The organism is Brachybacterium sp. NPDC056505 (assembly GCF_042794925.1).
Lineage (GTDB): Bacteria > Actinomycetota > Actinomycetes > Actinomycetales > Dermabacteraceae > Brachybacterium > Brachybacterium kimchii.
The window spans coordinates 168,884-195,043 of sequence record NZ_JBHTSV010000004.1; the positions used below are offsets into that span (position 1 = coordinate 168,884).

Genomic DNA, 26,160 nt, shown 5'->3' on the forward strand with positions numbered 1-26,160 from the left:
GGCAGGTTCTAGCGCGCCGCCTCGAGGACCGCCTCGGCGGCACGCTCGGCGGCGCCCTGCAGGGAGGCGTTCTCCAGGGTCCAGGTGCGCAGGCGCTCGGGCGTCGGCCGGTCCTCCCCGGCGAGCGCGGAGTGCATCGAGGCGGCGACGGCGGCGGGGTCGTAGGCGCTCGCCCAGCCCAGCTGCGCATCGCGCACCCGCTCGAAGGCGGCGCCCTCCCCCGCATGGATCACGGGCGTGCCCGAGGCCGTGGCCGCGTAGATCTTCGTGGGCAGGGCGAACTCGTAGCCCAGGCCCGGGGTGATCGAGCTCAGCCCGGCGACCGCGCCGCGCAGCACGCGCGACATGTCCGCAGGGGCGAGCCGGCCCCGGAACTCGACGCCCTCGATGCCCTCGTCGGCCACCTTCTGCGCGAGCCCCTCCTTGCCGCTGCCCTCGCTGAAGAACAGCAGACGGGCGCCCGGGTGCTGGGCGCGCACCCGCGCGAAGGCCTCGACGAAGACGTCGGCCCCCTGCCATTCGGAGACCGTCCCGCCGTAGACGAAGTACGAGCCCTGCGAGGTCTCCTCGGCGGGCTGCGATCCCTCGGGCGTGAAGGTATCGGTGTCGATGCCGTTGCCGACCATCGTGAGCGAGGGGCGGCGGCCGATGAGCGCGGCGACCCGGTCGTCGACCCCCGGGGAGATCGTGAGGACCTTCGAGGCCCGCTTCCAGCTGGTGGTCTCCATGAGTCGCACCGCCGCGCGGATCGGAGCGGGGACGCCCTCGACGCTCTCGGTCGCATCCGACCAGACGTCGGCCGCGTAGAAGACCGTCGGGACCCGGCGCAGCACGCCGAGCACCGTCACGACCAGGCCCGTCGTGGGCGGCGGCTCGGCAATGATCAGGTCCGGACGGCGTCGCAGCAGAAGACGGAGGGCGAGCGGCACGTCGAAGCTCATGTAGCAGAGGTAGCCGCGCACCTGCTGCTGGTGGTCGCGCTTGACCGGGAAGCGAGAGACGCGGCGCACCCGGTCTGTCCCGGTCACGCCGCGCGGCGGCCGGGTGGTGAGGACCGTGACCTCGGCGCCCGCCTCCTCGAGGGCGCGCACGAGCGCCTCCTCGCGGAAGGCGGCGGCGACGGCCTCGGGCGTGAAGACGCGGGTCGCGAGGACGATGCGGGGCGGGCGGCTCATCGGGTGCGCTCGCGCAGGGCGTCGACGACGCGCTCGGCCGCGTGCCCGTCGCCGTAGTGGTCGGGGCGATCGGCCGTGGGACGGGGGCGCTCCAGGGCCCGTGCGAGGCCCGCCGGGTCGGGAACCAGCTGGTTCCAGCCGTCCTCGAGGGTCTCGACCCATTCGGTCTCGGTGCGCACGGTGACGCACGGGGTGCCCAGCAGGTACGCCTCCTTCTGCAGGCCGCCGGAGTCCGTGACGACGGCGCGGGCGCGGGAGACGGCGGCCACGAGGTCCGGGTACGCGAGCGGCTCGCCCACGTGCACGCTCCCTCCCTCGAGCGCGAGGCCGGCCTCGCGGGCCTTCGCCACCAGGCGGGGATGGGCGAGCAGGGCGATCGGCAGGGGCGAGGCCCGGAGGGCGCCGAGGACGGCGGCGAGGCGCTCGGGGTCGTCGGTGTTGTCGGCCCGGTGGATGGTGGCCACCGCGAAGTCGCCCGCGGGGTCGATGCCCGCGGGAAGGTGCAGCGGCTGGTCGGCGACCGAGGCTGCCACCCGCAGGCAGACGTCCGTCATCACGTCGCCGACCACGAGGGTGCGAGACCCCAGGCCCTCGCCCTCGAGGTGCTCGCGGGCGACCTCGGTGGGCGCCAGCAGCAGATCGGCCGCATGGTCGGTGAGCACGCGGTTGTGCTCCTCGGGCATGCGGCGGTTGAAGGAGCGCAGGCCGGCCTCGAGGTGGGCGACCTTCACGTGCATCTTCACCGCGGCGAGGGTGCCCGCGAGAGTCGAGTTGGTGTCGCCGTAGACGAGCACCCAGTCCGGCTGCTGCTCCTCGAGGACCTCGTCCATCGCGGAGAGCATCGCGCCGGTCTGGCGGCCGTGGCTGCCCGAGCCCGCGCCCAGGTTCACGTCGGGCGCGGGGATGCGCAGGTCGGCGAAGAAGACGTCGCTCATGGCGGCGTCGTAGTGCTGCCCGGTGTGGACGATGACGTGCTGGACGTCGTCCCGCTGCGCGGCGGCGTCGGCGACCGCCGCGAGCTTCACGAACTGCGGGCGTGCGCCCACCACGGACAGGATCTTCATCGGGCTGGTTCTCCTGGGGGCTCGGGGACGATCGCGCAGGTACAGTGTGCCCGACCCACGATATTCGTCCCAGGAGCGCCATGCCCGAGCCTGCCCCCGCGCCGCGCGTCGCGGTCCTCGTGCACAACGATGCCGCGAACGACTCGCGGGTCCTCAAGGAGTCGGCGTCGCTGCGCGCGGCGGGCATGGACGTGCGCATCATCGCCGTCGAGCGCCGGCTGAAGGGGCACGCCGCGGGCATCACGCAGCTGCCGGGCGGGATCGCCCTCGAGCGCGTCCCCGAGTTCGCCCTGGAGCGGATCGCCCCGCAGCTCACGCGGCTGACGCGGCGCGGCGGGGACGCGAGCGCGGCGGAGCCGCCGTCGGCCGGCGCCCCCTCCCCCTCGGCCCCCACTCGACCCCGGGGCCTCGCCGCACGCGCGTCCGCCCGTGCGCGCCGGGTCGGGACCGCCGTCGCCGGTGACCTCGGCAGGCGCGCCTATCGGACGATCGAGCTGGGCACCTACTGGTGGCGCTCGGCCCGTGCGGCCCGGGACTTCGCGCCCGACGTGGTCCACGCGAACGACACGAACACCCTGGTCCCCGCCTTCGCCGTGCAGCTGCTCGCCCGGCGCGAGGGGCGCCGGGTGCGTATCGTCTTCGACTCCCACGAGCTCTGGCGCCATCGCAACGTGGGCGAGCGCCGTCTGCTCGCGCCGCTGCTCGAGGCGGTGATCGAGCACGTCGCCGTCCCGCGGGCGGACGCCGTGATCACCGTCTCCCCCTCGATCGCCGACTGGCTGCAGCGCACCTACGACCTGCGCTCGCGTCCGCTGCTGGTGCGCAACGTGCCCGCCGCCGGGCCGCTGCCCGAGCGCACGGCCGGCGTGCTGCGCCAGCGGGCCGGCCTTTCCGAGGGCGATCTCGTGATCGCCTACGGCGGCCGGCTCACCACCGCCCGCGGCATCGAGGAGACCATCGCCGCGCTCCCCCACCTGCCCGCGCGCGTGCACTTCGTGCTGCTGGGCTACGGGGAGGCCGACTACGAGCGCTCGATCCTCACCTCCGCGCGCACCGCTGGCGTGGCGGACCGCGTGCACCTCGTGGGCGCCGTCGCCCCCGCGGAGGTCTCCGCGGCCCTGGCCGACGGGGACGTCGCGGTGGTGCACGTGCAGCCCGTGTGCCTGTCCTATCGCTTCGCCCTGCCCAACAAGCTCTTCGAGTCGATCCGCGCGGGCCTCCCGATCGCCGCAGCGGACCTCCCGGACATGCGCGCCGTGGTCGAGGAGCTGGGCGTCGGCGAGGTCTTCGAGGGCTCCGACCCGGCAGAGCTCGCCGCCGCCCTGCAGCGGATCCTCGCCGCGCCGGAGGCCTACCGGCAGCGGGCCCGCGAGGCCGCGCCGGGCCTCACCTGGGAGACCGAGGCGACCGGGCTGCTCGAGGCGTACCGCCTCGTGCTCGCCGGGGAGAACGCATGAGAGCAACCCTGCTGACCACCTGGTTCCCCACGCAGGCGGCCCCCTCGCGCGGCTCCTTCGTGGTGCGCGACGCGCGCGCGATCGCCGAGCACGCCCAGGTGCGGCTCGTGCACCTGGTCCCGCCCGCGGACGACGACGGCACCCGCAGACTCGTCCACGAGGGCCTGGACGTGCTGCGGATCCCCATGGATCCGCGCCGTCCCGACCAGGTGCTGCGCGCCGCCCGGGCGCTCGGCCCTGCCCTCGACGGCGCCGACGTGGTCCACTCGATGGCCTTCTCGACGCTGCTGCCGCTCGCCCTGCGCCGGCCGCGGGCGCCCTGGCTGCACACCGAGCACTGGTCGGCGCTCACCACGCCCGAGACGCTGCCGGCGCCCGCGCGGATCGCGCTGCCGGTGCTCTCCCGCCTACTCGCCGCGCCGGATCGGGCGACGGCCGTGTGCGAGTACCTCGCCGAGCCGCTGCGCGTCGTGCGCGGGCACCGGCCCACCGACGTCGTGCCGTGCATCGTCGACCCCGGGACGCTGGTCCCCCGCCGCGACCGGACCGACGGGTCGCTGCGGCTCGTCTCCACGGGCGGTCTCATCGACCGCAAGGATCCCCTGGTCGCCGTGCGGACCGTGGCCGAGCTGGCGGGACGCGGCGTGGACGCGCGCCTGACCTGGCTCGGGGAGGGTCCGCTGCGCGAGCAGACGCTCGCCCTCGCGCGAGACCTCGGGATCGACGGGCGGATCGCACTGCCGGGCACGGCGAGCGCCGCGGGTGTGCGCGAGGCCCTGGGGCGCGCCGACCTGTTCTTCGGGCCCACGCGCGCCGACAACTTCTTCGTCTCGGCCGCCGAGGCGATCGTCGCGGGGCGCCCTGTGGTGCTCGGCGCGACCGGCGGGCAAGGCGAGTACGTCGAGCCGTCCGTCGGCTCCCTCATCGACGCGCAGGATCCCGTGCGCTACGCGGACGCGATCCTCGACGTCGACGCGCGCACCCGGGACCTGAGCAGCGAGGACATCGCCGCGACCATCGGCGGGCGCTTCTCGACGCGGGCCGTGGGCGCCGCCTACGCCGCGCAGTACACGCGACTGCTGGACGAGGCCGAGGACGCCGCCGGCGGCGATTCGGCCGGGACAGGGGTGCAGCGATGATCCCGCCGGCCTCCAGCGCGAAGCCCGTCGACGTCGTCATCGCGTGCCACACGCCCGAGCGTCCCGTGGGCCGCGCCGTCGCCTCGATCCTCGAGGGCAATGCCGAGCACGCGAACGTCGTGGTCGTCGCCCACAACCGACCCGCCGACGAGATCCTCGGCGCGATCCGTCCCGAGCACCGCGATCGGGTGAGGATCCTCGAGCACCGCGACGAGTTCCGCTCCGCCTCGGGTCCCTTCAACTCCGGGATGCGCGAAGGCACCGCGCCGTTCGTCGCGATCATGGGCTCGGACGACACCCTGGCCCCGGGCGCCGTCGCCTCCTGGCTCGCCGTGCAGGAGCGGACGGGCGCCGAGTTCGTCATCACCCGCCTCGCGCTCGGCACCGCCGGCCATGGGGTGCCCACGCCTGCGGCGCGGATGCTGCGCGGCGGCCTCGCGGACCTCGCCCGGGACCGTCTGGCCTACCGCTCGGCGCCGCTGGGGCTCATGAGCCGGGCGATGCTCGCCCGCACCGGGGCGCATCTCGTCGAGGGCGCGACCGTGGGCGGCGACGTGGGCATGGTGACGCAGCTGATGGCGACCGTGCCCACGGCCTACGACCGCTTCGGCCCTCCCTACGTGATCGGCGAGGACGCCGGGGACCGCGTGACCTACGTGATCCGTCCGATGCGCGAGCAGCTCGGTTTCTTCCCCCACCTGCTCGAGGCCGACTGGTTCGCCTCGCTCCCCCGTCCCGCCCGCCGCGCGATCGGCACGAAGCTGCTGCGCATCCACGTGTTCGGCGCCGTCTTCTACCGCCAGGACGCCGAGATCTGGACGCACGAGGAGCGCGAGGCGCTCGCGGAGATCTCGGCCGACGTCCTGCGCCGCGCCCCCGGATGCGCCCGCCCGCTCTCGCGGGCCGATCGCCGACTGCTCGATGCGTGCCTGGATCCCGGGATCGGGGCAGACGAGCTCATGGCGGCCGCGCGCGATCGGCGCCGGCACGGGCGCCCCGCGACGCTGCTGCCCCGCGAGATCACCCAGGTGCTCGCCCGCGAGGCGCCGCCGCGGTTCATGGCCGCATCGCTCGCCGTGCAGATGCTGCCGCGGGTGCGGCGGGGCTGAGCGGACTCGTCACTCCCCCACGATCGACGCGACGGCCCTCTCCCACGTCCGCACCTGCTGCTCTGCGCTGAGCTCGTCCGCGGCCGCGTCGCTCGCGCGCTTCCAGCCGTCGACCGTCTCCGGGGTCAGGCCCGCGATCTCCGCGTGCATCGCCGGGGCGTCGGCCGCCGGGAGCACCGCGCCGAGCCCGTGCGCGCGCACCAGCTCCGCCATGTCCGGGGAGGGGCCGACGATCACGCCGGTCCGGCCCTGCACGGCCTCGAAGAGCTTGTTGGGCAGGGAGTGCTCGAGGTTGAAGGTGGTGTTCGGGAAGACGACGAGGGAGACGTCGTACTCGGCGACGGTGTCCACGAGCTGCGCGAAGAGGACCGGGTCCCGCAGGGCGACGCCCGGCACCTCCTCCGCGAGCTGCGCGAGGCGCTCGATGTACCCGGGCTCGCTGGGCATGAGCATGAGGTCGAGCGTCGCGCGACCCTCGAGGCCCCGCATCGCCTCGATCATCGACTCGAGGTGGCGGTTCGCCCGCGCCACGCCTGTGTGCAGCAGGCGGATCGGCTCCTGCGTCGGCCGCACCGGCAGGTCCCGGCGGGCGGAGGCGTTGGTGACGACCTCGACCTCGATCCCGAAGCGCTGCGCGTACTCGCGGGCGAGACCGGGTGAGACCGTCGTCACCGAGGCGACGCGGGGCAGGCACGTGCGGCACAGCCAGCGCTGATAGGGGGCGACGAACCAGCGCCAGCTGCGCTGGTGCTCCTTCTCGCGGGGCGCGTACTCGTGCAGGTCGGCGTGGACGCCGCGGCGGGGCTCCAGCCAGAGGGCGAGCGGCAGGGTGTTCGTGTCGTTGGCGAGGACGGCGTCCATCGTGCCCCGACGGCCCTCGAGCAGGTCGTGGGCGGCGCGCACGGCGCTCATCGACCAGTGGGCGCCGCGGAAGCGCCGCGTGAGCAGGTGCTGCTTGGAGTCGGGCCAGGCGCGCGTGCCCTCGGGGATCTCCACGTGGGTGACGTCCGGGTCCGGGCTCGGCCCGAAGCCGACGGTGGTCACGCGGTACCGCGGGGCGAACAGGGCGATCTGCCGCTGCACGCGCGGATCGCTCACCAGGTGCGAGAAGGACAGGATCATGAGGCTCGGGCTCATCGGGCGCTCCCCTCCCGCGAGCTCTCGTCGTCGGCACCGTCGAGGCCGGGCTCCAGGCCGTGCTCGACGTCCCGGGCGACCTTCTCCTGCACCCCGCCGCGCACGAGGCCGGCGAGGGCGGCCTGCTCGGCGAAGGCGGGGACCGCGCCCACGACCTCGTCGAACGTGCCCTGGGCGAGCACCTCGCCCTCCTGCATGTAGAAGACGACGTCGCAGTGCTGGATGGTCGCCAGCCGGTGGGCGATGGTGATCGTGGTGACCTGCTCGCCGAGGTCGCGGATGCCCGTGGTGACGGCGGCCTCCGTGGACGTGTCCAGGGCGCTCGTGGCCTCGTCGAGCACGAGCACCTGCGGGTCGGAGTACAGGCCGCGCGCGATGCCGAGGCGCTGGCGCTGCCCGCCGGAGAGCGTGGTGCCGCGCTCCCCCACGGTCCCGTGGATCCCGCCGGGCCGTTCCTCGATGGTCTCCAGCAGCTGTGCGCGGGAGAGGGCCTCGTGGACGCGGTCCTCGTCCACGTCCGCGGGGTCCCAGGTCAGCGCCACGTTCTCGGCGACGCTCACGTCGAACAGGGCGACCTCCTGGGGCACGTAGCCGACCTGGGCGCGCCACTGGCGCATGACGGTCGTGATGTCCTGCCCGCCCACGAGGATCCGTCCCGCGGTGGGGGTGATCAGTCCCAGCAGCAGGTCGACCATCGTGGACTTGCCGGCCCCCGAGGTGCCGACGAAGGCGGCCGAGGAGCCGGCGGGGATCCGCAGGGACACGCCGCGCACGGCGGGCTCCTCGCGGCTGGGGTACACGAAGCTGACGTCCTCGAGGACGATGTCGCGGTGGCCGGGCGCGAGCTGCACGGAGTCCGGCCGCTCCGTGCGGGAGACGTTCTCCCGGGCCTGCTCGATGTCGTCGATGATGTAGTCGGAGAACGCCGCGTTGGTGAGGATCCGGTTCTGCGTGGACTGGAAGCGGGTCAGCGAGGGCACCAGGCGGAAGCCCGCGACGCCGAACAGCGCGACCGAGGACAGCGCGCCCGTCGGCCCGCCGGAGAGGTAGCCGACGCCGCCGACGACGACGAAGCCGCCCACGAGTCCGGCCTCGAGCACGAAGCGCGGCATCTGGTTGTAGTACTGGGCGAAGGCGCGGGTCTCCGAGGCCAGGTCGCGGCGGTCGGCGACGATGCCCTCGACCTCCTTCTCGTTGCCCTTGAGGGTGATCTCCTTGAGGGCGGAGAGGACCTCGCCGAGCAGGCGCACCACGCGGATCGAGTTGTCGCGGTTCACGGCGCCGTTCCTCACGGCGAGCGGGGAGATCACGCGGGACATGACGAGGGCGACGAGCCCCAGGTAGATCGTGGTCGCGAGCGCGAGCTTCCAGTCCATGACGAACAGGCCCACCGTGATCACGGAGATCGTCGCGAACTCGCTGACCACGGTCATCGAGGGCATGAGGACGTTCGCGACGACGGCCGCGACGCCCGAGTCGACCATGCGGATGATCTCCTGGCTCGAGCGGGAGGTGCGGTCCACCCACGGGGAGGCCATGTAGGAGCGGAAGAGCATCTGGCCGATGGCGACCTCGTGCTTGGCGAAGCGCTTGGTGGCCTCGCGGATCGTCAGCAGGTTCAGGGCGCTCTTGATGATCGTGAGCACGACGAACACGGCGACCAGCCAGACGACCTGCCCGAAGCCCTCGAAGCGCCAGCCCACCACGGGGATGACCACGACCTCCTTGCCGCCCAGGAGGGCCTGGAGGGCGATGGCCATGGCGCCGAGGGCGACGACGTCGAGCAGCGCGAGCAGGCTCATGATGATCGCGAAGGTCCACAGGAACCTCCGGGACTCGCGCGGGAGCACGGACAGCGTGCGCATCACGGTCTGGACGGTGCGCTTCACAGGGGCCTTCCTTCGCGGGGGACGGGCGGGCGGGCCGCGCCGGGTGCGCTCACGCTACCGTGCGCGGTCCGTGAGGACCCTGCGCGGGCCGTCAGCACAGGGGCTCGATCTCGTAGAGGGCGTACGGCCCCTCGCGGTCCACGAGGCGCAGCTTGGAGCGCGGGATCTTCGAGAGCCCCTCCCAGAGCACGGACTGCTCGGGGGCGATCTCCTCGCCGGACTCCGCGGAGCTGTCCACGTACAGATGGGTGGGGCCGACCTTGCGCAGCGAGGTGCACACCTTCGGATCGCGGTCGGCCTTGAAGGCGTAGCGGGCGACGCGGCGCGAGTCCAGCGACTGCGGCTCGGCGAGGGTGGGGAACACCGTCTCGACGCCGCCGACGGACCAGTACAGGCCCTCGCCGTCGCGCGGGTTGCCGATCACCACGGCGTCCGCGGGCAGCGCGGCCGCGGTGCGCTCGATGAAGGCGCGCTCCTCGGGGGTGGCATAGGAGGCGATCTGCACGCCGTAGTCGGTGTAGGCCAGCGACCCCGCGAAGGGCAGACGACCGGGCAGCACGGCCGCCACCAGGGAGATGAGAGCGATGATGACCAGGGCCGACGTGCCGCGCGGGGACTCGCCGCCCAGGGGCGCGCCGCGGGCTGACCCGCCCCGCCCTGATCCGCCGCCCGCCGCTGCGGCCGATGCGTCGCGCGTCCACAGCGCGTCGAGGCCGATGGCCGCGAGGGCGACGAGGGCGCACATGAGCAGCGGGGCGATCCGCTCGCGCGCCCCGTACCAGGGGTTCACCCAGGTGCGCGCCCAGATCGAGTCGAGGTTCGTCAGGACGCTCAGGCCGATCGCGAGGGCCAGCAGCACGATGGCCGTGGCGCCCAGCCGGCGGCGCTCGCGGATCGCCTGCACCGCGCCGAGCAGGGCCAGCCCCCAGAGGGCGAGGATCGGCCACTGGAAGCTTCCGAGCGCGGAGACGCGGGGCCTGTCGGTGACGAGCGAGGCGAGGAACGCCGTCCAGGGCCACGACCGGGTGGTGGTGAGGTCCATCGAGGCGAGCAGCAGATGGGACGTGATCCCGTAGGCCACGAGCACGAGAGCGATCGCGGCGAGCTCGAGGATCCCCCGGCGGCGCGTGCGGGCGCGCACCACGTCGAGGACGCCCTGGGCGAGGATCCCCGCGAGGAGGGCGACGGCGAGCGAGAAGAGCGTCGAGGGGTGGGCCGCGACCGCCCCGACGAGGAGCAGGGCGCAGGGCCAGAGCTCGGCGGCGCGGCGCTCACCGCTGCGCACGGCGCGGTGGATCGCCCACAGCGCGCCGAGGGCGGGCGGCAGGCACAGCGATCCCAGGGCCGAGGGCCACAGTCCCATCACCAGGATCATCACCGGCAGGGAGAGGAACATCGGTGCGCACAGCGCCGCCAGCATCGGCAGCACCCGGACCTCGCGCAGGGTGCCCCGGCCGCCCTGGAGCAGCGCGACCATGGCGCCGAGGGCGCCCGGGATCGCGGCGACCATCGCGAGGGCCATGGCGTTGGCGGCGGTGATCGCGTCACCGGGGAGCAGGGCGGCCAGCACGTCCCAGCCGGCGGGATAGAACGTGGTCTCGTGGTAGATGCCCTGCAGGGCGGTGAGCAGGAAGGCGTCGCGGTCCGCGCGCACGAAGGCGATCGCGGCGATGTGGAACGACGCGTCGTAGCTGCCGTTCAGGGTGTCGATGCCGCCCATGTGGCGGGCGGCGGAGCCCGCCATCAGCAGGCCCAGCGCGAGAGCGACAGCGCCCGGGGCGATCGCGAGCACGAGCGCCCGCGGGCGTCGGCGCGACGACGGCCCGACGCGGCCCCCGTCGGCCCGTCGGCCCCCGCCCCGGGCCCGCCGGATCAGCAGGCGCGCGCCGAGCACGAGAGCGAGCACCACGAGCAGCTGGACGCCGGCGGCGGCCGGCGTCCACGGGAGACCGAGCAGGTGGCCGAGGGCGCCGAGGACCACGGCGAGCAGCACGGTGATCGCGGGGGCGGCTCCCCAGCGCCATCCGATGCGGGCCCCGCCCGCGACGAGGAGCAGCGCGCCGGGGGCGCACAGCAGTGCCCAGGCTCCCACCGCGGGGAGGAGCCAGTCCCAGGTCATCGGGGCGTCGATCCGGTCGGCTCCTCGCCGGCCGACTGCTGCGGGGAGAGCGCCTCGGCGTACCGGCGGGTCACGGTCGCGGCGGTGCGGCGCTCGACGACCCACGCCCGCGCCTCGGCGGAGACCTCGGTGAGGGCGCCCTCGCGCTCGATGCGCAGCACGCGCTCGACGGCCTCCTCGAGGTCCTCGACCACCCAGCGGTCGGGGTAGATGACTCCGGCGCCGCCGAAGGGGCGGGCGTCGGGCCAGTTCCTGATGAGCGGGACGCAGCCGGCCGCGATGCCCTCCATGACGGCCTCGTGGACGCCCTCGTGCAGCGAGGAGGAGATGATCCAGCCGGCCGTCGCGAGCAGTTCGGGCACGTCCGAGCGGGCGCCCAGCACCTGCACGGCGCCCGTGGGGAACTGCGCGATGCGTCGGCGCACGCGGGCCTGGAACGCGGTGTCCTGCGCGGGGTCCTCGGGCAGCCCGGGGCCGATGAGCTCCAGGCGATGGCGCGGATCCTCGGCGCGCACGCGCTCCAGCAGGTCCAGGGTGAACAGCACGTCCTTGACGGGACGCAGCCAGCCCACCTGGGCGAGCAGGTGCGGGTCCCGGTCACCGCGCGGCTCCGGGCCCAGCCCGTAGGCGAGGAAGTTGTCGACCCCAATGATCTCGCCCGCGCGCTCGAGGTTCGGCGTGAGGTGCTGGATGAGGGTGCGCACGTGCGGGGAGACGAACAGCACCCGGTCGACGACGTCGAAGACCGTCAGCAGCGGGAAGGGGGTGTAGGCCTCGAAGCGGTGGACGCGCGCGGCGGTGAGGCGCGGCATGTCCGCGAGCAGGGAGACCCAGGTGAGCACGTGGTGGCCCCACTCCACGAGCACCACGTCCGCCCAGTCGAACGGCTCGGCCAGGGCCGCGGGCGTGGGCAGGCGCCGCCCCGTGCGGGCGAGCTCCATGCGTGCGCGCAGCACGCGCTCACGGGTGGGCCGCTCGGCGGGCGGGAGGTCGTCGACCTCGAAGCGACGCACCTCGAAGCCGTCCTCCTCGAGGGCGGCGATGACGGGGTTCACGAAGGTCCAGTTGCGCTGGGCGATGACGAGCAGGCGCACGGGGGCGGCGTCCTCCGCCCCGTGCGCTCCCGGCGCGGCCGCGCGGTCCCGAGGGCCGGGGCGGGAGGGCCCTTCGTCGTGCGCGGGCGGGGCGAGCAGGAGTCTGCCCACCGCGCTCGCCCGCACGGGCGCGACGAACCGCTCCGGGTCGGTGATCAGCGGGGAGTCCGCGAGCCCGTAGTGGAGGGAGGCGTGGTAGGCGACGCGCAGTGCCTTGTCGAACCACTCGACGGCGCCGTCGTCGTCCCCGCGCGCGAGCAGCGCGTCGGCCCGCCGCAGCTCGGCGAGCATCTCCTCGCGCCAGGCGGCCGGGACCTCGCCGCGGTCCATGCGCCGGGTCAGGCGGAGGTAGCGGGCCCGCGCGCCGACGCCGCCGGGGAGCACCGATGCGGCCCTGACGCCCGCGCCCAGGGCGCGGCGCCGCAGCGTCGCGAGGCCGGACTGCAGCGTCGTCGGGGACGTCGTGCGCTGAGCGCTCATGCCCTCCCCCGCTCTCACGGGGCGACGTCGTCGGGCCGGACGATCCGTCCCTCGCGGGCCGAGCGCAGCACGGCCTCGACGGCGCGCACGGTCTGCAGGCCCTCGCGCATGGTGACGATGTTCGAGGGATCTCCGGCGACGGCGTCGCGGAAGGCCTCGTGCTCGGTGCGCAGCGGCTCGGTGCGGCGCAGGGAGTAGCGGACCATGTCGCCCTCGCTGACCCCGCGGAAGGAGGCCATGGAGTCCCAGAGGTTCGTGGCGCTCTCGCCGTTGGCGTAGAACGTGAGGTCGGCGTTGACGGTGTCCGCGACCAGGGCCCCGTTCTCGCCGGTCACCACGGTCACGCGCTCCTTGAAGGGCGAGAGCCAGTTGACCAGGTGGCTGGTGATGGTGCCGCTGGCGAGCTGACCGGAGACCGAGACCATGTCCTCGTCCTCGCGGCCGGAGCGGCGCGTGGAGAACGCCGCGACCTGCGCGAAGTCGCTGCCGGCGACCCAGGCGGTGAGGTCGAGGTCGTGCGTGGCGAGGTCCTTGACCACGCCCACGTCGGAGATGCGGGCGGGGAAGCCGCCCTGGCGGCGGGTGGAGATCTGGAAGATCTCCCCGAGCTGGCCGTCGGCCAGGCGCCGGCGCATCTCCTGCAGGGCCGGGTTGAAGCGCTCGATGTAGCCGACGGCTCCGACGAGGCCCGCCCGCTCGTAGGCGGCCGCGATCTCCTCGGCCTCGGCGACGTCGAAGGCCAGCGGCTTCTCGACGAGGCAGTGCACGCCCGCCTCGGCGAAGGTGAGCGCGACATCGCGGTGGAACTGGGTGGGCACGGCGATCACGGCGTAGTCGATGCCCGCGTCGACCAGGGCGCGGGCATCGGGCAGCACGTCGTAGCCGGGGGCCGCGCCGTGCGGGTCGCCCTGGGGATCGGCGACGGCGACGAGCTCGACGCCCTCGAGGGCGCGCAGGTTGCGGGCGTGGTGACGGCCCATCATGCCCAGGCCGATGAGTCCGGCCCGCAGGGGCCGGCGGGGGCTCGCGCCGGTGCTCGGGGTGCTCGTGCTCATGCGGCGCTCCCGGTTCCCGCAGCGGCGACGGCCGAGACCGCGGCGATGATGCGCTCGAGGTCGTGCGCGGTCAGGCTCGGGTGGACGGGCAGGGACAGCACCTCGCGGGCGGCCTGCTCGGTCACCGGCAGGTCCAGGTCGAGGCCGAAGGAGGGCAGGCGGTGCACGGGCGTCGGGTAGTAGACGCCGCAGCCCACCTGGTGCTCCTCGCGCAGGGCGCTCGCGAAGGCATCGCGCTCGGCGGCGCTCGCGCCCTCGAGGCGGATCGTGTACTGGTGGTAGACGTGCTCGGCGCCCTCGCGGACGACGGGCGTGCGCACGCCCGCGATGCCCGCGAGCCCCTCGTCGAGCGCGGCGGCGTTCGCCCGGCGCTGCGCGGTCCAGCCGGCGAGCTTGGTGAGCTGGACGCGGCCGATGGCGGCGTGCAGGTCGGTCATCCGGTTGTTGAAGCCGGCGACCTCGTTGGCGTACTGGACCTCCATGCCCTGGTTGCGCAGCAGGCGCACGGCGCGGGCGAGCTCCTCGTCCTCGCAGGCCACCATGCCGCCCTCGCCGCTGGTCATGTTCTTCGTCGGGTACAGGGAGAACATGCCGAAGCGGCCGAAGGTGCCGACCTGCTGCCCCTTCCAGGCGGCGCCGTGCGCCTGGGCGGCGTCCTCGGCGAGCCACAGGCCGCGGCGGGCGGCGATCTCGGCGATCGTGTCGATCTCGGCGGGGTGGCCGTAGAGGTGCACGGGCTGGATGCCGACGGTGCGCTCGGTGATCGCGCCCTCGATCGCGGAGGGATCGATGCAGAAGGTCTCGAGGTCGATGTCGACGAACACCGGGGTCGCGCCGCAGACGGCCACGGAGTTCGCGGTCGCCGCGAAGGTGAAGGAGGGGACGATGACCTCGTCGCCCGGGCCGAGGCCCAGGGCGAGCATCCCCAGGTGCTGGCCGGAGGTGCCGGAGTTCACGGCGACCGTGGGGCGGGAGCCGGCGAGCTCGGCGGCGAACTCCTGCTCGAAGGCCGCCACCTCGGGGCCCTGCGCGACCATGCCGCTCTTCAGCACCCGGTCCACGGCCTCGCGCTCCTCGTCCCCGATGAGGGGGCGGGCCGCGGGGATCATCTGCTCGCTCATGCGTGCTCTCCGTCCGTCGTCTCGTCCTGCTTCTCGGCCCCGGCGTCTGCGGCGAGGGTGAGCCCGCCCGTCGTCTCGTCGGCCACGTACCACTCGCCCGTCGTCGGGCACACCCAGGCGTCGGTCCCGTCGGAGGCCGGCTCGAGCTTCTCCCCCGAGCGGCCCACCCAGGCGATGCGGCGGGCGGGGGCGCCCGCGACCAGGGCGTGGGGCACGACGTCGCGGGTGACGGTCGATCCGGCGGCGACCATCGACCAGGCGCCGATGGTCACGGGGGCGACGCACACGGCGCGCGCTCCGATCGCGGCGCCCGTCTCGCAGGTGACGCCCACCGCGTCCCAGTCGTCGGCGGACTTCGGGGTGAGGTCGGGGTTGATCGCGCGCGGCCGATGGTCGTTGGTGAAGACGGCCGCGGGGCCGACGAAGACGCCCTCGGCCAGGCGCGCGGGCTCGTAGACGAGCGCGTAGTTCTGGACCTTGCAGCCGTCGCCCATGTGCACGCCGGTGCCGATATAGGCGCCGCGGCCCACGATGCAGTCGCGGCCCAGCTCGGCGTCCTCGCGCACCTGGGCGAGGTGCCAGATCGCACTCCCCTCGCCGATGCGGGCCGTCTCGGCGACGTCGGCGGAGTCCACGATGCGCACGCCCGCGCGCGCGGAGGCCGCCCCGGACGGCTCAGAGGTCTCGTTCATGCCCCCGAATCTATCGGAGGCCGCCGCTCAGGACAGGGACGAGCGCAGCGACTCGCCCTTGGCGTGCGCAAGGTCGCGCAGCTCGCCCTGGAAGGCGCGCATGCGCTCGCGCAGGCGCTCGCCCTCGGCGTCGTCGGCCGCACCGAGGATGCGGGCGGAGAGAAGTCCCGCGTTGCGGGCGCCGCCGATGGAGACCGTCGCGACCGGCACCCCGGCGGGCATCTGCACGATCGAGAGCAGGGAGTCCATCCCGTCCAGGTGCTTGAGCGGGACGGGCACGCCGATCACGGGCAGCGGGGTGAGGGCGGCGAGCATGCCGGGCAGGTGGGCGGCGCCGCCGGCTCCCGCGATGATCACGCGCAGGCCGCGGTCCGCGGCGGTGCGCCCGAACTCGACCATGTCCTCGGGCATGCGGTGGGCTGAGACGACGTCCACGTGGGCGTCCAGGCCGAACTCCGCGAGGGCGTCGCGGGCGGGGCTGAGCGTCGGCCAGTCGGAGTCCGAGCCCATCACGATCGCGACGCGAGGGGCGGTGTGGTCCTGGGGTGTGCTCATGCGCTCTGCTCCTCGTGCACGGCGTCGATGATGAGCCGCTCGGCGCGGTGGGCGCGCGCGAGCAGGTCCGCGGGGTCCTCCCCCGCGAGGGTCACATGGCCGACCTTCCGGCCGGGCCGCACGGTCTTCCCGTAGAGGTGGATCTTCAGCTCGGGGTCCTGCGCCATCGCCTCGCGGGCGCCGGCGGCGAGGTCCTCGCGCGAGCCGCCCAGGAGGTTCACCATCACGGCGTGCGGGGCGCGGGGCGCGCTCGCCCCGAGCGGGAGGTCGGCGACGGCCCGCAGGTGCTGCTCGAACTGGCCGGTGACCGCGCCCTCCATCGACCAGTGGCCGGTGTTGTGGGGGCGCATGGCGAGCTCGTTGACGAGCACCTCGCCGGCGGTGGTCTCGAACAGCTCGACGGCGAGCATGCCGGTGACGCCGAGGTCCTCGGCGATCCGCAGGGCGAGGTGCTGGATGCGCTCCTGATCGGCGGCGGAGAGGTCCGGGGCGGGGGCGAGCACCTCGAAGCACACGCCGTCCTTCTGCGTCGAGCGCACCACCGGGAAGGCGAGCATCTCGCCGCCGGGCCGGCGCGCGACCTGCGCGGAGAGCTCCCGGGTGAAGGGCACGAGCTCCTCGACGAGCAGCTCGTCGTGCTCCTCGAACCAGTCGGCGACGTCGCCGCCCGCGGAGACGATGCGCACTCCGTGGCCGTCGTAGCCGCCGCGCGGGGTCTTCACCACGGCGCGGGGCGCTGGCGCGGCGCCCTCCCCGGCGGCCGAGCCGATCTCGGCGAGCGCGGCGTCGACATCGGCCGCGGAGACCGCGCGCCACCAGCGCGGGCACGGGTGGCCGAGGGCGCTGAGGCGCTCGCGCATGAGCAGCTTGTCCTGAGCGTGGACGAGGGCCGAGGGTCCCGGCCGCACCGCGGCGAGCCCGTCGCGCTCGATGCCCTCGAGGATGCGCGGCGGCACGTGCTCGTGGTCGAAGGTGAGGACGTCGACCTCGGCGGCGAGAGCGCGCACGGCCTCCTCGTCGTCATGGCGGCCGATCCTCACGCGGGCCGCGCCCTGGGCGGCCGATTCGGCGGGATCGGTGGCGAGCACCGTGAGCGGCAGGCCGAGCTCGATCGCCGGACCGAGCATCATCCGGGCGAGCTGCCCGCCGCCGACGACGCCGATGCGCGGAGCCGCGGGAGCACTGGTCGGGGCGGGGTCGTGGGGCGCGGAGTTCGGGGGCACGGCCCCATCCTAGGAGCGGCTGCGGTCCTCGGGTGCGGCCGTCCGGGCCGACGTGCGCGCGCGGTGGCCGTGTCCGTGCCCGGCGCTCCCCCGGCGGCGGCGCGGCAGCACCGCGCCCTGCGGGAGGGAGCCCAGCTCGTCGGCCGACTCGGCGCCGAGCACCATGTCCTCCGCGCCGGCGGTGTCCTCGTCGGGCGCGGAGATGAGGAAGACGCCGAAGGTCGCGGGCTGCTCGCTGAGCAGCTCGAGGCGCCCGCCGTCGTCCTCCACGAGGGTGCGGGCGAGCGCGAGGCCGACGCCCGTGCCCGAGGTGCGCCCGGAGACCGAGCGCTCGAAGATGCGCTTGCCCAGCGCGGGGTCGATGCCGGGGCCCTCGTCGGAGATCTCGACGACCGTGGACTTCTCGTTCCGGCGCACCTTGACCAGGGTGCGCCCTCCGCCGTGGGTGAGGGAGTTCTCCACGAGGGTCGCCACGACCTGGGTGAGCGGGCCGGTGGAGCCCCAGACGGCGGCGGCGCGCGGCACCTGGATGCGCAGCTCGCGGCCGGCGGCGCGGTAGGCCGGGGACCACTCCTCGCTCTGCTGGGTGAGCACGGTGCGCAGCTCGACGACGCCGGGGGTGCGGCGCTGCGAGGAGCGCGGGGCGTTGATGAGGTCGTGGACGACCTCGGTGAGGCGGTCGATCTGCTCGAGCGAGATCCGGGCCTCGTCGCGCACCCACTCCTCGGAGCTGGTGGCGAGGATCTCGTCCAGGCGCATGGAGAGCGCGGTGAGCGGCGTCCGCAGCTGATGGGAGGCATCGGAGGCGAGTCGGCTCTCGGCCTCGAGCCGCTCGGTGAGCTGGGCGCCGGAGTTCGCGAGCTCCTCGGCGACGGTGTCGATCTCGGTGATGCCGCTGGGCCGCCAGGGTCCGCGCGCGCGGCCCGAGCCCATCTCCTCGGCCCGGCGGGTGAGCCGAGCGAGCGGCGCGGAGATCCGCTGGGCCTGCCAGAGGGCGACGGAGACGCCGATGGAGATCGCCGCGAGGCCGGCGACGATGATGAGCACGGCCGCGCTCGCGGTGTGCGCGCGCACGTCGGCCTTGGTGATGGTGACGGTGACGTTCACGCCGGAGGTGCCGGGCGTGGAGATCACCTTCGTGCTGTTGCCCGGGTCGGGTCCCGCCTCGATGGTGCGGCCCTCATAGGTCACCGTGATGTGCACGGCCAGGTCGGGCTGGGAATCGGCGATCTGCTGGAGCATCGCCTTGTCGATGGGCCGGTCGTCGCTGATGCGCTTCTCGGCGTTGGTGCGGACCTCGTTGGCGATGGAGGTGGCGCGCGCGGTGAGGTTCTGGTCGGTCAGCTGAAGCCACGAGTACGCCAGCGGGATGCCCAGCAGCAGGACCGTGAGGATGACCGTGATGACCGTCGCCTGCAGCACTCGCGTGCGCACGCGTCAGCTCCCGTCGCCGGTCTCGAAACGGAAGCCGACGCCGCGGACGGTGGTGATCCTGCGGGGATTGGTGGCGTCATCGCCCAGCTTCCGACGCAGCCAGGAGATGTGCATGTCGAGGGTCTTGGTCGAGCCCCACCACTCGGCGCCCCAGACCTCGCGCATGAGGTCGTCGCGGGTGACCACGCTGCCGGCCTCGCGCACGAGCACCGTGAGCAGGTCGTACTCCTTGGCGGAGAGGCTGAGCTCCTCGCCGTCGACGTAGGCGCGACGAGCGGAGACGTCGAGGGACACGCCGTTGACGTCGAAGGCGCTCGTGGACTCCTCGACGGACTGGGCGCGTCGCAGCAGGGCGCGGATGCGCGCCTGCAGCTCGCCCAGCCGGAAGGGCTTGGTGACGTAGTCATCGGCGCCGGCGTCGAGGCCGACGACGGCGTCGACCTCGTCGGCGCGGGCGGTGAGGATGAGGATCGGGGATTCCAGGCCGCCCTTGCGCAGGCGCCGAGCGACCTCGAGGCCATCGAGGTCCGGGAGTCCCAGATCCAGGATGACCAGGTCGATCGGGTCCCCGGCGGCGGCGATGCCGAGGGCATCCATACCGCGCGAGGCGCGCGAGACCGTGTAGCCCTCGCGGTCGAGCGCGCGGGACAGCGGTTCGGCGATCGCGGAATCGTCTTCGACGAGCAGCAGTCGTGTCACAGGAGGCATCCTACGTCCCGACCTGTGCGCCTGCTCCGAGGCGCGAGCGCGGACCCCCTCCCAGGCACCCGCATCACAGGCCCATGTCCAGCGGCTCGGAGGTGCCGCGGGTGAGCGCGACGGCCTCGACCGTGCCGATGCCGTGCAGTTCGGTGGGGCGTATCTCGGAGGCCCGGAACCCGCCGGGCAGCGCGCGCTCGACGGCCTCGGCCGTGGCGAGGTCGATGAGCACTCCACCCGGGTCGGCGACGCTCTCCAGGCGCGCCGAGAGGTTGACCGTCGGCCCGAAGACGTCGCCGTAGCGGGAGAACATCGACCCCCAGCACATGCCCACGCGGGCCGAGGGCAGATCGGGGTCGTCGCGGATCGCCTCGGCGATCGACACCGCGATCTGGGCGCCGTCCTCGGGCGCGTCGGCCAGGAACATGATCTCGTCGCCCACGGTCTTGACCACGCGGCCGCCTCCCACGGAGATGATGTCGCGGCAGGTGACCTCGAACTGGGTGACGACGTCCGCCAGCTCCGCCCCGCCGAGGGAGCGCGAGAGGCGCGTGAACTGCACGAGGTCGGCGAAGCCGACCGCGCGGTTCAGGGGGAACACCTCGTCGTGGGTGCCGTTCTCGCTGGCCTGCAGCACCTCGGAGCCGGCCCGCGCGGAATAGGCCGCGAGCTGGCGGCGGAAGGTGAACAGCACCTGGGTCTCGAGGGTCTCGATGAGCTGGGGGACGGTCTCGAGCATCTGCTCGCGCGCCTCGCCGTCGTCCTTCCCGTCGCGGCTCTTGGCCTCCTCGACGAGGGCCTCGGTGATCCACATGGCCAGGCGGCCCATGTGGTACCCCAGCCCGCGGGAGATCGAGGTGAAGGCCCGCTCGGAGATCGCGCCGTCGTCGACCATGGCGACGAGGTCGCCGATCGCGAAGGCGTCCTCGTCGGTGAAGACCACGGTGTCCTCGTCGACGGGGCCGAAGCCGAGGGAGCGCCAGTAGGTGGAGATCAGGCGCTCGGGGATGCCCTGCTGCTCGGCGAGGTCCCGGCGCGAGTGCTCGCGCGGGCCCTGCAGGAGCACGCGCTCGAGGGCGCCCACGCTGCGGCGCACCGACTGGAAGCGGCGGTTGAGCGCGGCCATCTCCTGCGGGGAGATCTCGGCCTCGCGCAGGTTCTCGGAGCCCTCGAGGTCGTCGAGCGCGGCGAGGGCGTCGTGCGGGACGCGCTCACCGGGCGCGGCGACCTCGGGCTCCACGTCGAGGTCGGCGTCGCGGGCGTCGGGCTCGAGGTCCGAGGCGAGGTCCGGGTTCTCGTCGGTCACGGATGGGTCTCCTGGATGTCGTCGGGGGAAGCAGGGGCGGAGGTCGCGGCGGTCGCACCGGGCGGCGCCGGCGGCGGGTCGCCGTCGAGGGTGCGCAGATGCCGCACGTCGCCGGCCGAGACGACCCGCTCCGCACCCTCGGGCAGGCCCAGCACGAGCCGGCCGTCGGCGTCCAGGCGCAGGGCCCGGGCCGTGGCGCCGCCGTCCGGCAGGTGCGCGGCGGGCGCGCGCGGGCCGGGGACGGACGTCGCGGAGAGGTCGTCGAACCGCACCTCGCGCCCCAGTGTGAGGCACGCCATACCATAGCGTTCCCGCTGGCCGCTCGCCATCGCGTCCCCCTCGTGGGCGTCCAGCAGGGCGAGCTCGCGCTCGACGCCCTCGGCGATCGCCGCGGCGAGGGCGCGCGCCGCGGCGTCCCGCGCGGACGCGACGGGTCCCGGGTCCGCAGAGGCGATGCCGTCCTCGCCCCAGAGCCAGGCCGGGGGCAGTGCCGAGGCGTCGGCGAGCTCGACGGGACCGGCGAGGTTGACCCCGATGCCCACCAGCACGTGACCGGGCCCGTCGCCCTCGAGAAGAATGCCGCCGAGCTTGCGCGCATCAGCGGTGAGCAGGTCGTTGGGCCACTTGAGTCCGATGCCCCCGCCCGCGCCGGTTGCACCGCGCAGGGCCTCGAGCGCGCCGAGGCCCGTCACCAGCGGGTACCAGGAGCGCACCCCGGGGCCGATCCCGCTCGCGCGGACGAGCGTGAGAGCGAGCCCTCCGCCGGGCGGCGTGCTCCACGGCCGTCCGAGGCGCCCGCGCCCGCTGCGCTGGTCCCGCGTGAGGACCGCGAACGGGGGCTCGACCCCGGAGCGGAGCAGATCACGGGCGGCGTCCTGGGTGGACGAGGTGTGGGCGAGGACATGCAGAGCGGGTGCGCGCCCTCCCCGCGTCGTCGACTCGCTGCTGGCCATGCCCGTTCCCGTCCTCCCGCTCGTCCTGGATCGCGCTGGATCGCGCGCCCTCCCGGGGGCCCGCGACCTGCCCGCGGCGCCCCGGGTGCAGGGGCGCAGCGCCTGGGTAGCGTAGTATCCCCGTGTTTCCCCGACGGTCCGCACAGGAGGTTCCGTGACCGACGCCCCCCGGCCTCTGAACACGGCCGAACGACTCGCCGACCTGCAGAGACGCGAGGACCGAGTCGTCCACGCAGCTGACGAGGTCGCGGTCGAGAAGCAGCACGCACGCGGCAAGAAGACCGCCCGCGAGCGCATCACCGACCTCCTGGACGACGGTTCGTTCGTCGAGACCGACCGTTTCGTGACGCATCAGTCGCACGCCTTCGGGCTCGAGAAGCGCCGCCCCGACGGGGACGGCATCGTCACCGGGTACGGCACGATCGACGGCCGCCAGGTGTGCGTGTACTCCCAGGACTTCACGGTCTTCGGCGGTTCGCTCGGCGAGGCCCACGGCCGCAAGATCCAGAAGGTGCAGGACCTCGCGCTGTCCACGGGCGTGCCGATCATCGGCATCCTCGACGGCGGCGGCGCGCGCATCCAGGAGGGCGTCGCCTCGCTCGCGATGTTCGCGGGCATCATGCGCCGCAACACCCGCGCCTCGGGCGTGATCCCCCAGATCTCGCTGGTGATGGGCCCCGCCGCTGGCGGTGCCGTCTACTCCCCCGCGCTCACGGACATCATCGTGATGGTCGAGAAGACCTCGCACATGTTCATCACCGGGCCCGACGTGATCCGCACCGTCACCGGCGAGGACGTCGGCTTCGAGGAGCTCGGCGGCGCGCGCACCCATTCGACGCGCTCGGGCGTGGCCCATTACATGGCTCCCGACGAGGACGACGCGATCGAGTACGTCAAGGACGTGCTCAGCTACCTGCCCTCGAACACGCTCAGCCCGGCCCCGTCGTTCCCCACCCCGTTCGACGAGCAGACCACGGCGGAGGACCGGGGGCTGGACGACCTGATCCCCGACTCCCCCAACCAGCCCTACGACATGCTGCGGGTGCTGCAGACCGTGCTGGACGAGGGCGAGTTCCTCGAGGTCCAGCCGAGCTTCGCGCAGAACATCGTGGTGGGCTTCGGCCGCATCGAGGGCGGCAGCGTCGGCATCATCGCCAACCAGCCCTCGCACTTCGCGGGCACCCTGGACATCGACGCCTCCGAGAAGGCGGCGCGCTTCGTCCGCCTGTGCGACGCGAACAACGTCCCCGTGCTGACCTTCGTGGACACCCCCGGCTTCCTGCCCGGCACCGACCAGGAGTTCAGCGGCATCATCCGCCGCGGCGCGAAGCTGCTCTACGCGTACGCGGAGGCGACCGTCCCGCTGGTCACCGTGATCACCCGCAAGGCCTACGGCGGCGCCTACATCGTCATGGGCTCGAAGGACCTCGGGGCCGACGTGAACCTCGCCTGGCCCACCGCGCAGATCGCCGTGATGGGCGCACAGGGCGCAGTGAACATCCTGCACCGCCAGAACCTCAAGAAGGTCGCGGAGGAGGGCGGCGATGTCGAGGCCGAGCGCGCGAAGCTGCAGACGGAGTACGAGGAGGAGTTCGCGACGCCGTACGCCGCCGCCGAGCGCGGCTGGATCGACAGCGTCATCGAGCCCTCCGCCACGCGCGCGCAGATCGCCCGCGCGCTGCGCATGCTGCGCACGAAGCGCCAGTCGCTGCCCACCAAGAAGCACGGGAACATCCCCCTGTGAGCGGGGGCAGCGCGCCAGGCGAGCCGGATCTGCGCGGCGGCCAGGCCGTCGCCGTCGCCGGCGGGGACGTGCGGCTGGTCGCCGGGCGCCTGGCCGACGACGAGCTCGCCGCGATCGCGGTCGCCGTCTCCGCGATGAGCGTCGCGAGCCGCATCGAGGCCGGCGAGCGCGCGCTGGCCGACGAGCATCGAGGGGCGGCGGGAGCCTGGTCCGACGCCTCCCACAGCTTCCCGCGCTCCCACGCCCTGCGCGGCCTCCCCTCCGAGTCGGCCTGGATGTTCTCCGACCGCTGAGATCACGGCGGCTCCTCGCCTAGTCTGGCGTCATGACCTCCGACGCCCCCTCGCAGACCTCTTCCCGACGTGCCCGCACGGCCCTCGACGCCGTCGCCGACGAGCACGTCGCCCGCTCCATCGAGTCCGACCCGTTCCTCGCGACCTCCCTGGGCGTCCCCGGGCACGAGGGCGAGGTGACCGACTACTCCCCCGCGGCGAACGCCGCCCGCACCGACCAGGCCCGTCGGACCCTCGATCGCATCGATCGGACCCCCGACGAGGACGCCGTGGACGCGGTCACGCGCGCCGCCATGCGCGAGCGCCTGGGCCTCGAGATCGAGTTCGCGGACCGCGGTCTCGACGTCGCGAGCGTCAACAACCTCGCCTCGAACCTGCAGATGCGCGACGTGTTCGACCAGATGGCGACGGACTCCGCGGAGGACTGGGAGGTCATCGCCGAGCGCCTCGCGAAGATCCCGCAGTCGCTCGACGGCTGGGCCGAGTCCCTCCGCGAGGCCGCCGCCGAGGGGACAGTCTCCGCCCGTCGCCAGCTGGAGCTGGGCGCCGCCCAGGCCCGCGGCTACGCCGAGGACTTCTTCCCCGCCTTCGCGCGCGAGGCGAAGGGCGACGACGCCCAGCGCGAGCACGTCCAGGAGGCGGCCGCAGAGGCCTCCCGCGGGTATCAGCGGATCGCCGATGTGCTCGAGTCCCTGCGCGAGCGGTCCCCCGAGGCCGACGCCGTGGGGCGCGAGCACTACCAGCTCGCCTCGCGCCTGTTCCTCGGCGAGGAGGTCGACCTCGAGGAGACCTACGCCTGGGGCATCGATCAGCTGCACGGGATCATCGCCGAGCAGGAGCAGGTGGCGAGCCGCCTGAACGCCCACTACGGCAACGACGGCGGATCCTCGATCGAGGCCGCCCGCGCCTCGCTCGACGCGGACCCCGCGCGGATCCTCCACGGCACCGATGCCCTGCGCGCCTGGATGCAGGAGAAATCCGACACCGCGCTGCGCGAGCTCACCGGCACCCACTTCGACATCCCCGAGCAGCTGCAGCGCCTGGAGTGCATGATCGCCCGCACGGGCTCCGGCGGCATCTACTACACGGGCCCCAGCGAGGACTTCACGCGGCCCGGCCGGATGTGGTGGGACGTGCCGCCGGAGAACACGGAGTTCCGCACCTGGACGGAGACCACGACCGTCTACCACGAGGGCGTCCCCGGCCACCACCTGCAGGTCGGCACCCAGACCCTCCAGGCCGCGACGCTCAACCGCTGGCGCGCGCTGATGTGCTGGGTCTCCGGGCACGGTGAGGGCTGGGCCCTGTACGCCGAGAAGCTCATGGACTCCCTCGGCCACCTCGAGGACGACGGCGACCGCCTGGGCATGCTCGACTCCCAGCGCATGCGCGCGGGCCGGGTCGTCCTCGACATCGGCCTGCACCTCCAGCTGCCCGTGCCCGAGGGCCTCCCCGGGGCCGACGGCGGATCGTGGACCTTCGACGCCGCCTGGGACTTCATGGCCCCGAACTGGGGCGCGAGCGAGGCCGAGCGCCGCTTCGAGCTGAACCGCTACGCGGGCTGGCCCGGCCAGGCCCCGTCCTATGCCGTCGGCCGCCGCACCTGGGAGCAGCTGCGCGCGCAGCACGTCCCCGCGGGCGGAGACCCGCGCGAGTTCCACCGCCGCGCCCTCGAGCTCGGCAGCCTTCCCCTGTCCGTCCTCAAGGAGGCCCTGGCATGAGCACGATCGACGAGTCCCTGCCCCTGCTCCTGCTCGCCTCGGGCTCGGAGGGGCGCCGCGCGACCCTCGAGCGGGCGGGCATCGAGTTCGACCGGATGGCGGCCGATCTCGACGAGGACGCGCTGCTCGAGGCCGCAGGCGACCTCGAGCCCGCCGAGGCGGTGCTGCTGCTCGCCCGCGAGAAGGCCCACGCGGTCGTCGAGTCGTCCGAGGGCGGTTACGTCGTCCTCGGCTGCGACTCGATGCTCGAGGTCGACGGGGAGGTCATCGGCAAGCCCCACACGCCCGAACGGGCGACCGAGCGCTGGCGGCGGCTGCGCGGTCGCACCGCGGTGCTGCACAGCGGGCACTGGCTCGTGGACGACCGCGACGCCGAGGACGAGGGAACGGGCGCGACGATCGGGGCGACGGCGAGCGCCGAGGTCGCCTTCGCCGACCTCTCCGACGAGGAGATCGAGGCCTACGTCGCGACCGGCGAGCCGCTCGGCGTCGCGGGCGGCTTCACGATCGACGGGCTCGGCGGCCCCTTCATCACCTCCGTGACGGGGGATCCGCACGCCGTCGTCGGCCTGAGCCTCCCGCTGCTGCGCGATCTGCTCGCGCAGATCGGCATCGGCGTCCACGAGCTCTGGCGCGAGGGCTGAAGCCGCGCGCAGTGAGGTGCGCGGCGCGACGCGCGGACGGATTCGACGCGCGCTCCC

The 26,160-nt window shown here is 74.0% G+C and carries 22 protein-coding genes; 7 read left to right on the forward strand and 15 right to left on the reverse strand.

The window, feature by feature from the left end; all coding sequences use genetic code 11:
* Positions 1 to 8: 8 nt before the first annotated feature.
* Both ACFQ53_RS04790 and wecB read right to left on the reverse strand, forming a co-directional pair.
* Positions 9 to 1,175 (reverse strand): glycosyltransferase family 4 protein, encoded by a 1,167-nt coding sequence (locus ACFQ53_RS04790; protein WP_377856062.1) that lies wholly within the window; start codon positions 1,173 to 1,175, stop codon positions 9 to 11.
* Positions 1,172 to 2,239 (reverse strand): non-hydrolyzing UDP-N-acetylglucosamine 2-epimerase, encoded by a 1,068-nt coding sequence (gene wecB / locus ACFQ53_RS04795; protein ID WP_377856065.1) that lies wholly within the window; start codon positions 2,237 to 2,239, stop codon positions 1,172 to 1,174. The genes ACFQ53_RS04790 and wecB overlap by 4 nt, the downstream gene beginning before the upstream one ends.
* 80 nt (positions 2,240 to 2,319) lie before the next feature.
* Here wecB and ACFQ53_RS04800 point away from each other — a divergent pair, with 80 nt between their 5' ends.
* The 3 genes from ACFQ53_RS04800 to ACFQ53_RS04810 are packed head-to-tail and all read left to right on the forward strand — an operon-like array spanning position 2,320 to position 5,944.
* A complete protein-coding gene (locus tag ACFQ53_RS04800; RefSeq protein ID WP_377856068.1) occupies positions 2,320 to 3,696 on the forward strand; it encodes a glycosyltransferase in 1,377 nt (458 codons plus the stop codon).
* A complete protein-coding gene (locus tag ACFQ53_RS04805) occupies positions 3,693 to 4,835 on the forward strand; it encodes a glycosyltransferase (RefSeq protein ID WP_377856071.1) in 1,143 nt (380 codons plus the stop codon). Before ACFQ53_RS04800 ends, ACFQ53_RS04805 begins: the two co-directional genes overlap by 4 nt.
* Positions 4,832 to 5,944 carry a glycosyltransferase family 2 protein gene (locus ACFQ53_RS04810; protein ID WP_377856074.1) on the forward strand — a complete coding sequence of 371 codons (1,113 nt, stop codon included), beginning with the start codon at positions 4,832 to 4,834 and terminating at the stop codon, positions 5,942 to 5,944. Before ACFQ53_RS04805 ends, ACFQ53_RS04810 begins: the two co-directional genes overlap by 4 nt.
* Positions 5,945 to 5,953: 9 nt before the next feature.
* Here the strand turns inward: ACFQ53_RS04810 and ACFQ53_RS04815 are convergent, their stop codons facing one another.
* The 13 genes from ACFQ53_RS04815 to ACFQ53_RS04875 form a co-directional block, all read right to left on the reverse strand.
* Positions 5,954 to 7,081 (reverse strand): glycosyltransferase family 1 protein, encoded by a 1,128-nt coding sequence (locus ACFQ53_RS04815; protein ID WP_377856077.1) that lies wholly within the window; start codon positions 7,079 to 7,081, stop codon positions 5,954 to 5,956.
* On the reverse strand, positions 7,078 to 8,970 hold the full coding sequence (locus tag ACFQ53_RS04820) for an ABC transporter ATP-binding protein (RefSeq protein WP_377856081.1): 1,893 nt from the start codon (positions 8,968 to 8,970) through the stop codon (positions 7,078 to 7,080). The genes ACFQ53_RS04815 and ACFQ53_RS04820 overlap by 4 nt, the downstream gene beginning before the upstream one ends.
* Positions 8,971 to 9,061: 91 nt before the next feature.
* On the reverse strand, positions 9,062 to 11,089 hold the full coding sequence (locus ACFQ53_RS04825) for a DUF6541 family protein (RefSeq protein ID WP_377856084.1): 2,028 nt from the start codon (positions 11,087 to 11,089) through the stop codon (positions 9,062 to 9,064).
* A complete protein-coding gene (locus ACFQ53_RS04830; protein ID WP_377856087.1) occupies positions 11,086 to 12,663 on the reverse strand; it encodes a glycosyltransferase in 1,578 nt (525 codons plus the stop codon). Before ACFQ53_RS04830 ends, ACFQ53_RS04825 begins: the two co-directional genes overlap by 4 nt.
* Before the next feature lie 14 nt (positions 12,664 to 12,677).
* Entirely contained in the window at positions 12,678 to 13,718 is a 1,041-nt protein-coding gene (locus ACFQ53_RS04835) for a Gfo/Idh/MocA family protein (RefSeq protein ID WP_377856090.1), read from the reverse strand.
* Positions 13,715 to 14,839: a DegT/DnrJ/EryC1/StrS family aminotransferase gene (locus ACFQ53_RS04840; RefSeq protein WP_377856093.1), complete on the reverse strand. Its 1,125-nt coding sequence runs from the start codon at positions 14,837 to 14,839 to the stop codon at positions 13,715 to 13,717. Before ACFQ53_RS04840 ends, ACFQ53_RS04835 begins: the two co-directional genes overlap by 4 nt.
* Positions 14,836 to 15,531, reverse strand: coding sequence for an acyltransferase (locus tag ACFQ53_RS04845; RefSeq protein WP_377856096.1), 696 nt, complete (start codon positions 15,529 to 15,531; stop codon positions 14,836 to 14,838). Before ACFQ53_RS04845 ends, ACFQ53_RS04840 begins: the two co-directional genes overlap by 4 nt.
* 27 nt (positions 15,532 to 15,558) lie before the next feature.
* On the reverse strand, positions 15,559 to 16,086 hold the full coding sequence (purE, locus tag ACFQ53_RS04850; protein WP_377856099.1) for a 5-(carboxyamino)imidazole ribonucleotide mutase: 528 nt from the start codon (positions 16,084 to 16,086) through the stop codon (positions 15,559 to 15,561).
* Entirely contained in the window at positions 16,083 to 17,309 is a 1,227-nt protein-coding gene (locus tag ACFQ53_RS04855) for a 5-(carboxyamino)imidazole ribonucleotide synthase (RefSeq protein WP_377856102.1), read from the reverse strand. The genes purE and ACFQ53_RS04855 overlap by 4 nt, the downstream gene beginning before the upstream one ends.
* 9 nt (positions 17,310 to 17,318) lie before the next feature.
* Positions 17,319 to 18,743, reverse strand: a complete 1,425-nt coding sequence (locus tag ACFQ53_RS04860; protein WP_377856105.1) for an ATP-binding protein — start codon at positions 18,741 to 18,743, stop codon at positions 17,319 to 17,321.
* Between the two features lie 3 nt (positions 18,744 to 18,746).
* Positions 18,747 to 19,442: a response regulator transcription factor gene (locus tag ACFQ53_RS04865; protein ID WP_377856108.1), complete on the reverse strand. Its 696-nt coding sequence runs from the start codon at positions 19,440 to 19,442 to the stop codon at positions 18,747 to 18,749.
* A gap of 73 nt (positions 19,443 to 19,515) precedes the next feature.
* Complete coding sequence (locus ACFQ53_RS04870) at positions 19,516 to 20,748, reverse strand: adenylate/guanylate cyclase domain-containing protein (RefSeq protein ID WP_377856112.1); 1,233 nt, start codon at positions 20,746 to 20,748, stop codon at positions 19,516 to 19,518.
* Positions 20,745 to 21,701, reverse strand: a complete 957-nt coding sequence (locus ACFQ53_RS04875; protein WP_377856115.1) for a biotin--[acetyl-CoA-carboxylase] ligase — start codon at positions 21,699 to 21,701, stop codon at positions 20,745 to 20,747. Before ACFQ53_RS04875 ends, ACFQ53_RS04870 begins: the two co-directional genes overlap by 4 nt.
* A 154-nt stretch (positions 21,702 to 21,855) precedes the next feature.
* Here ACFQ53_RS04875 and ACFQ53_RS04880 point away from each other — a divergent pair, with 154 nt between their 5' ends.
* From ACFQ53_RS04880 to ACFQ53_RS04895, 4 genes are read left to right on the forward strand one after another with little or no spacing between them, the layout of a single operon-like run.
* Positions 21,856 to 23,445: an acyl-CoA carboxylase subunit beta gene (locus ACFQ53_RS04880; protein WP_377856118.1), complete on the forward strand. Its 1,590-nt coding sequence runs from the start codon at positions 21,856 to 21,858 to the stop codon at positions 23,443 to 23,445.
* The gene (locus tag ACFQ53_RS04885) at positions 23,442 to 23,738 is read left to right on the forward strand and encodes a hypothetical protein (protein WP_377856121.1); all 297 of its coding nucleotides are present in this window, start codon (positions 23,442 to 23,444) and stop codon (positions 23,736 to 23,738) included. The genes ACFQ53_RS04880 and ACFQ53_RS04885 overlap by 4 nt, the downstream gene beginning before the upstream one ends.
* Before the next feature lie 32 nt (positions 23,739 to 23,770).
* On the forward strand, positions 23,771 to 25,459 hold the full coding sequence (locus ACFQ53_RS04890) for a DUF885 domain-containing protein (protein WP_377856124.1): 1,689 nt from the start codon (positions 23,771 to 23,773) through the stop codon (positions 25,457 to 25,459).
* Positions 25,456 to 26,103 carry a Maf family protein gene (locus tag ACFQ53_RS04895; protein ID WP_377856127.1) on the forward strand — a complete coding sequence of 216 codons (648 nt, stop codon included), beginning with the start codon at positions 25,456 to 25,458 and terminating at the stop codon, positions 26,101 to 26,103. The genes ACFQ53_RS04890 and ACFQ53_RS04895 overlap by 4 nt, the downstream gene beginning before the upstream one ends.
* Positions 26,104 to 26,160 lie beyond the last annotated feature (57 nt).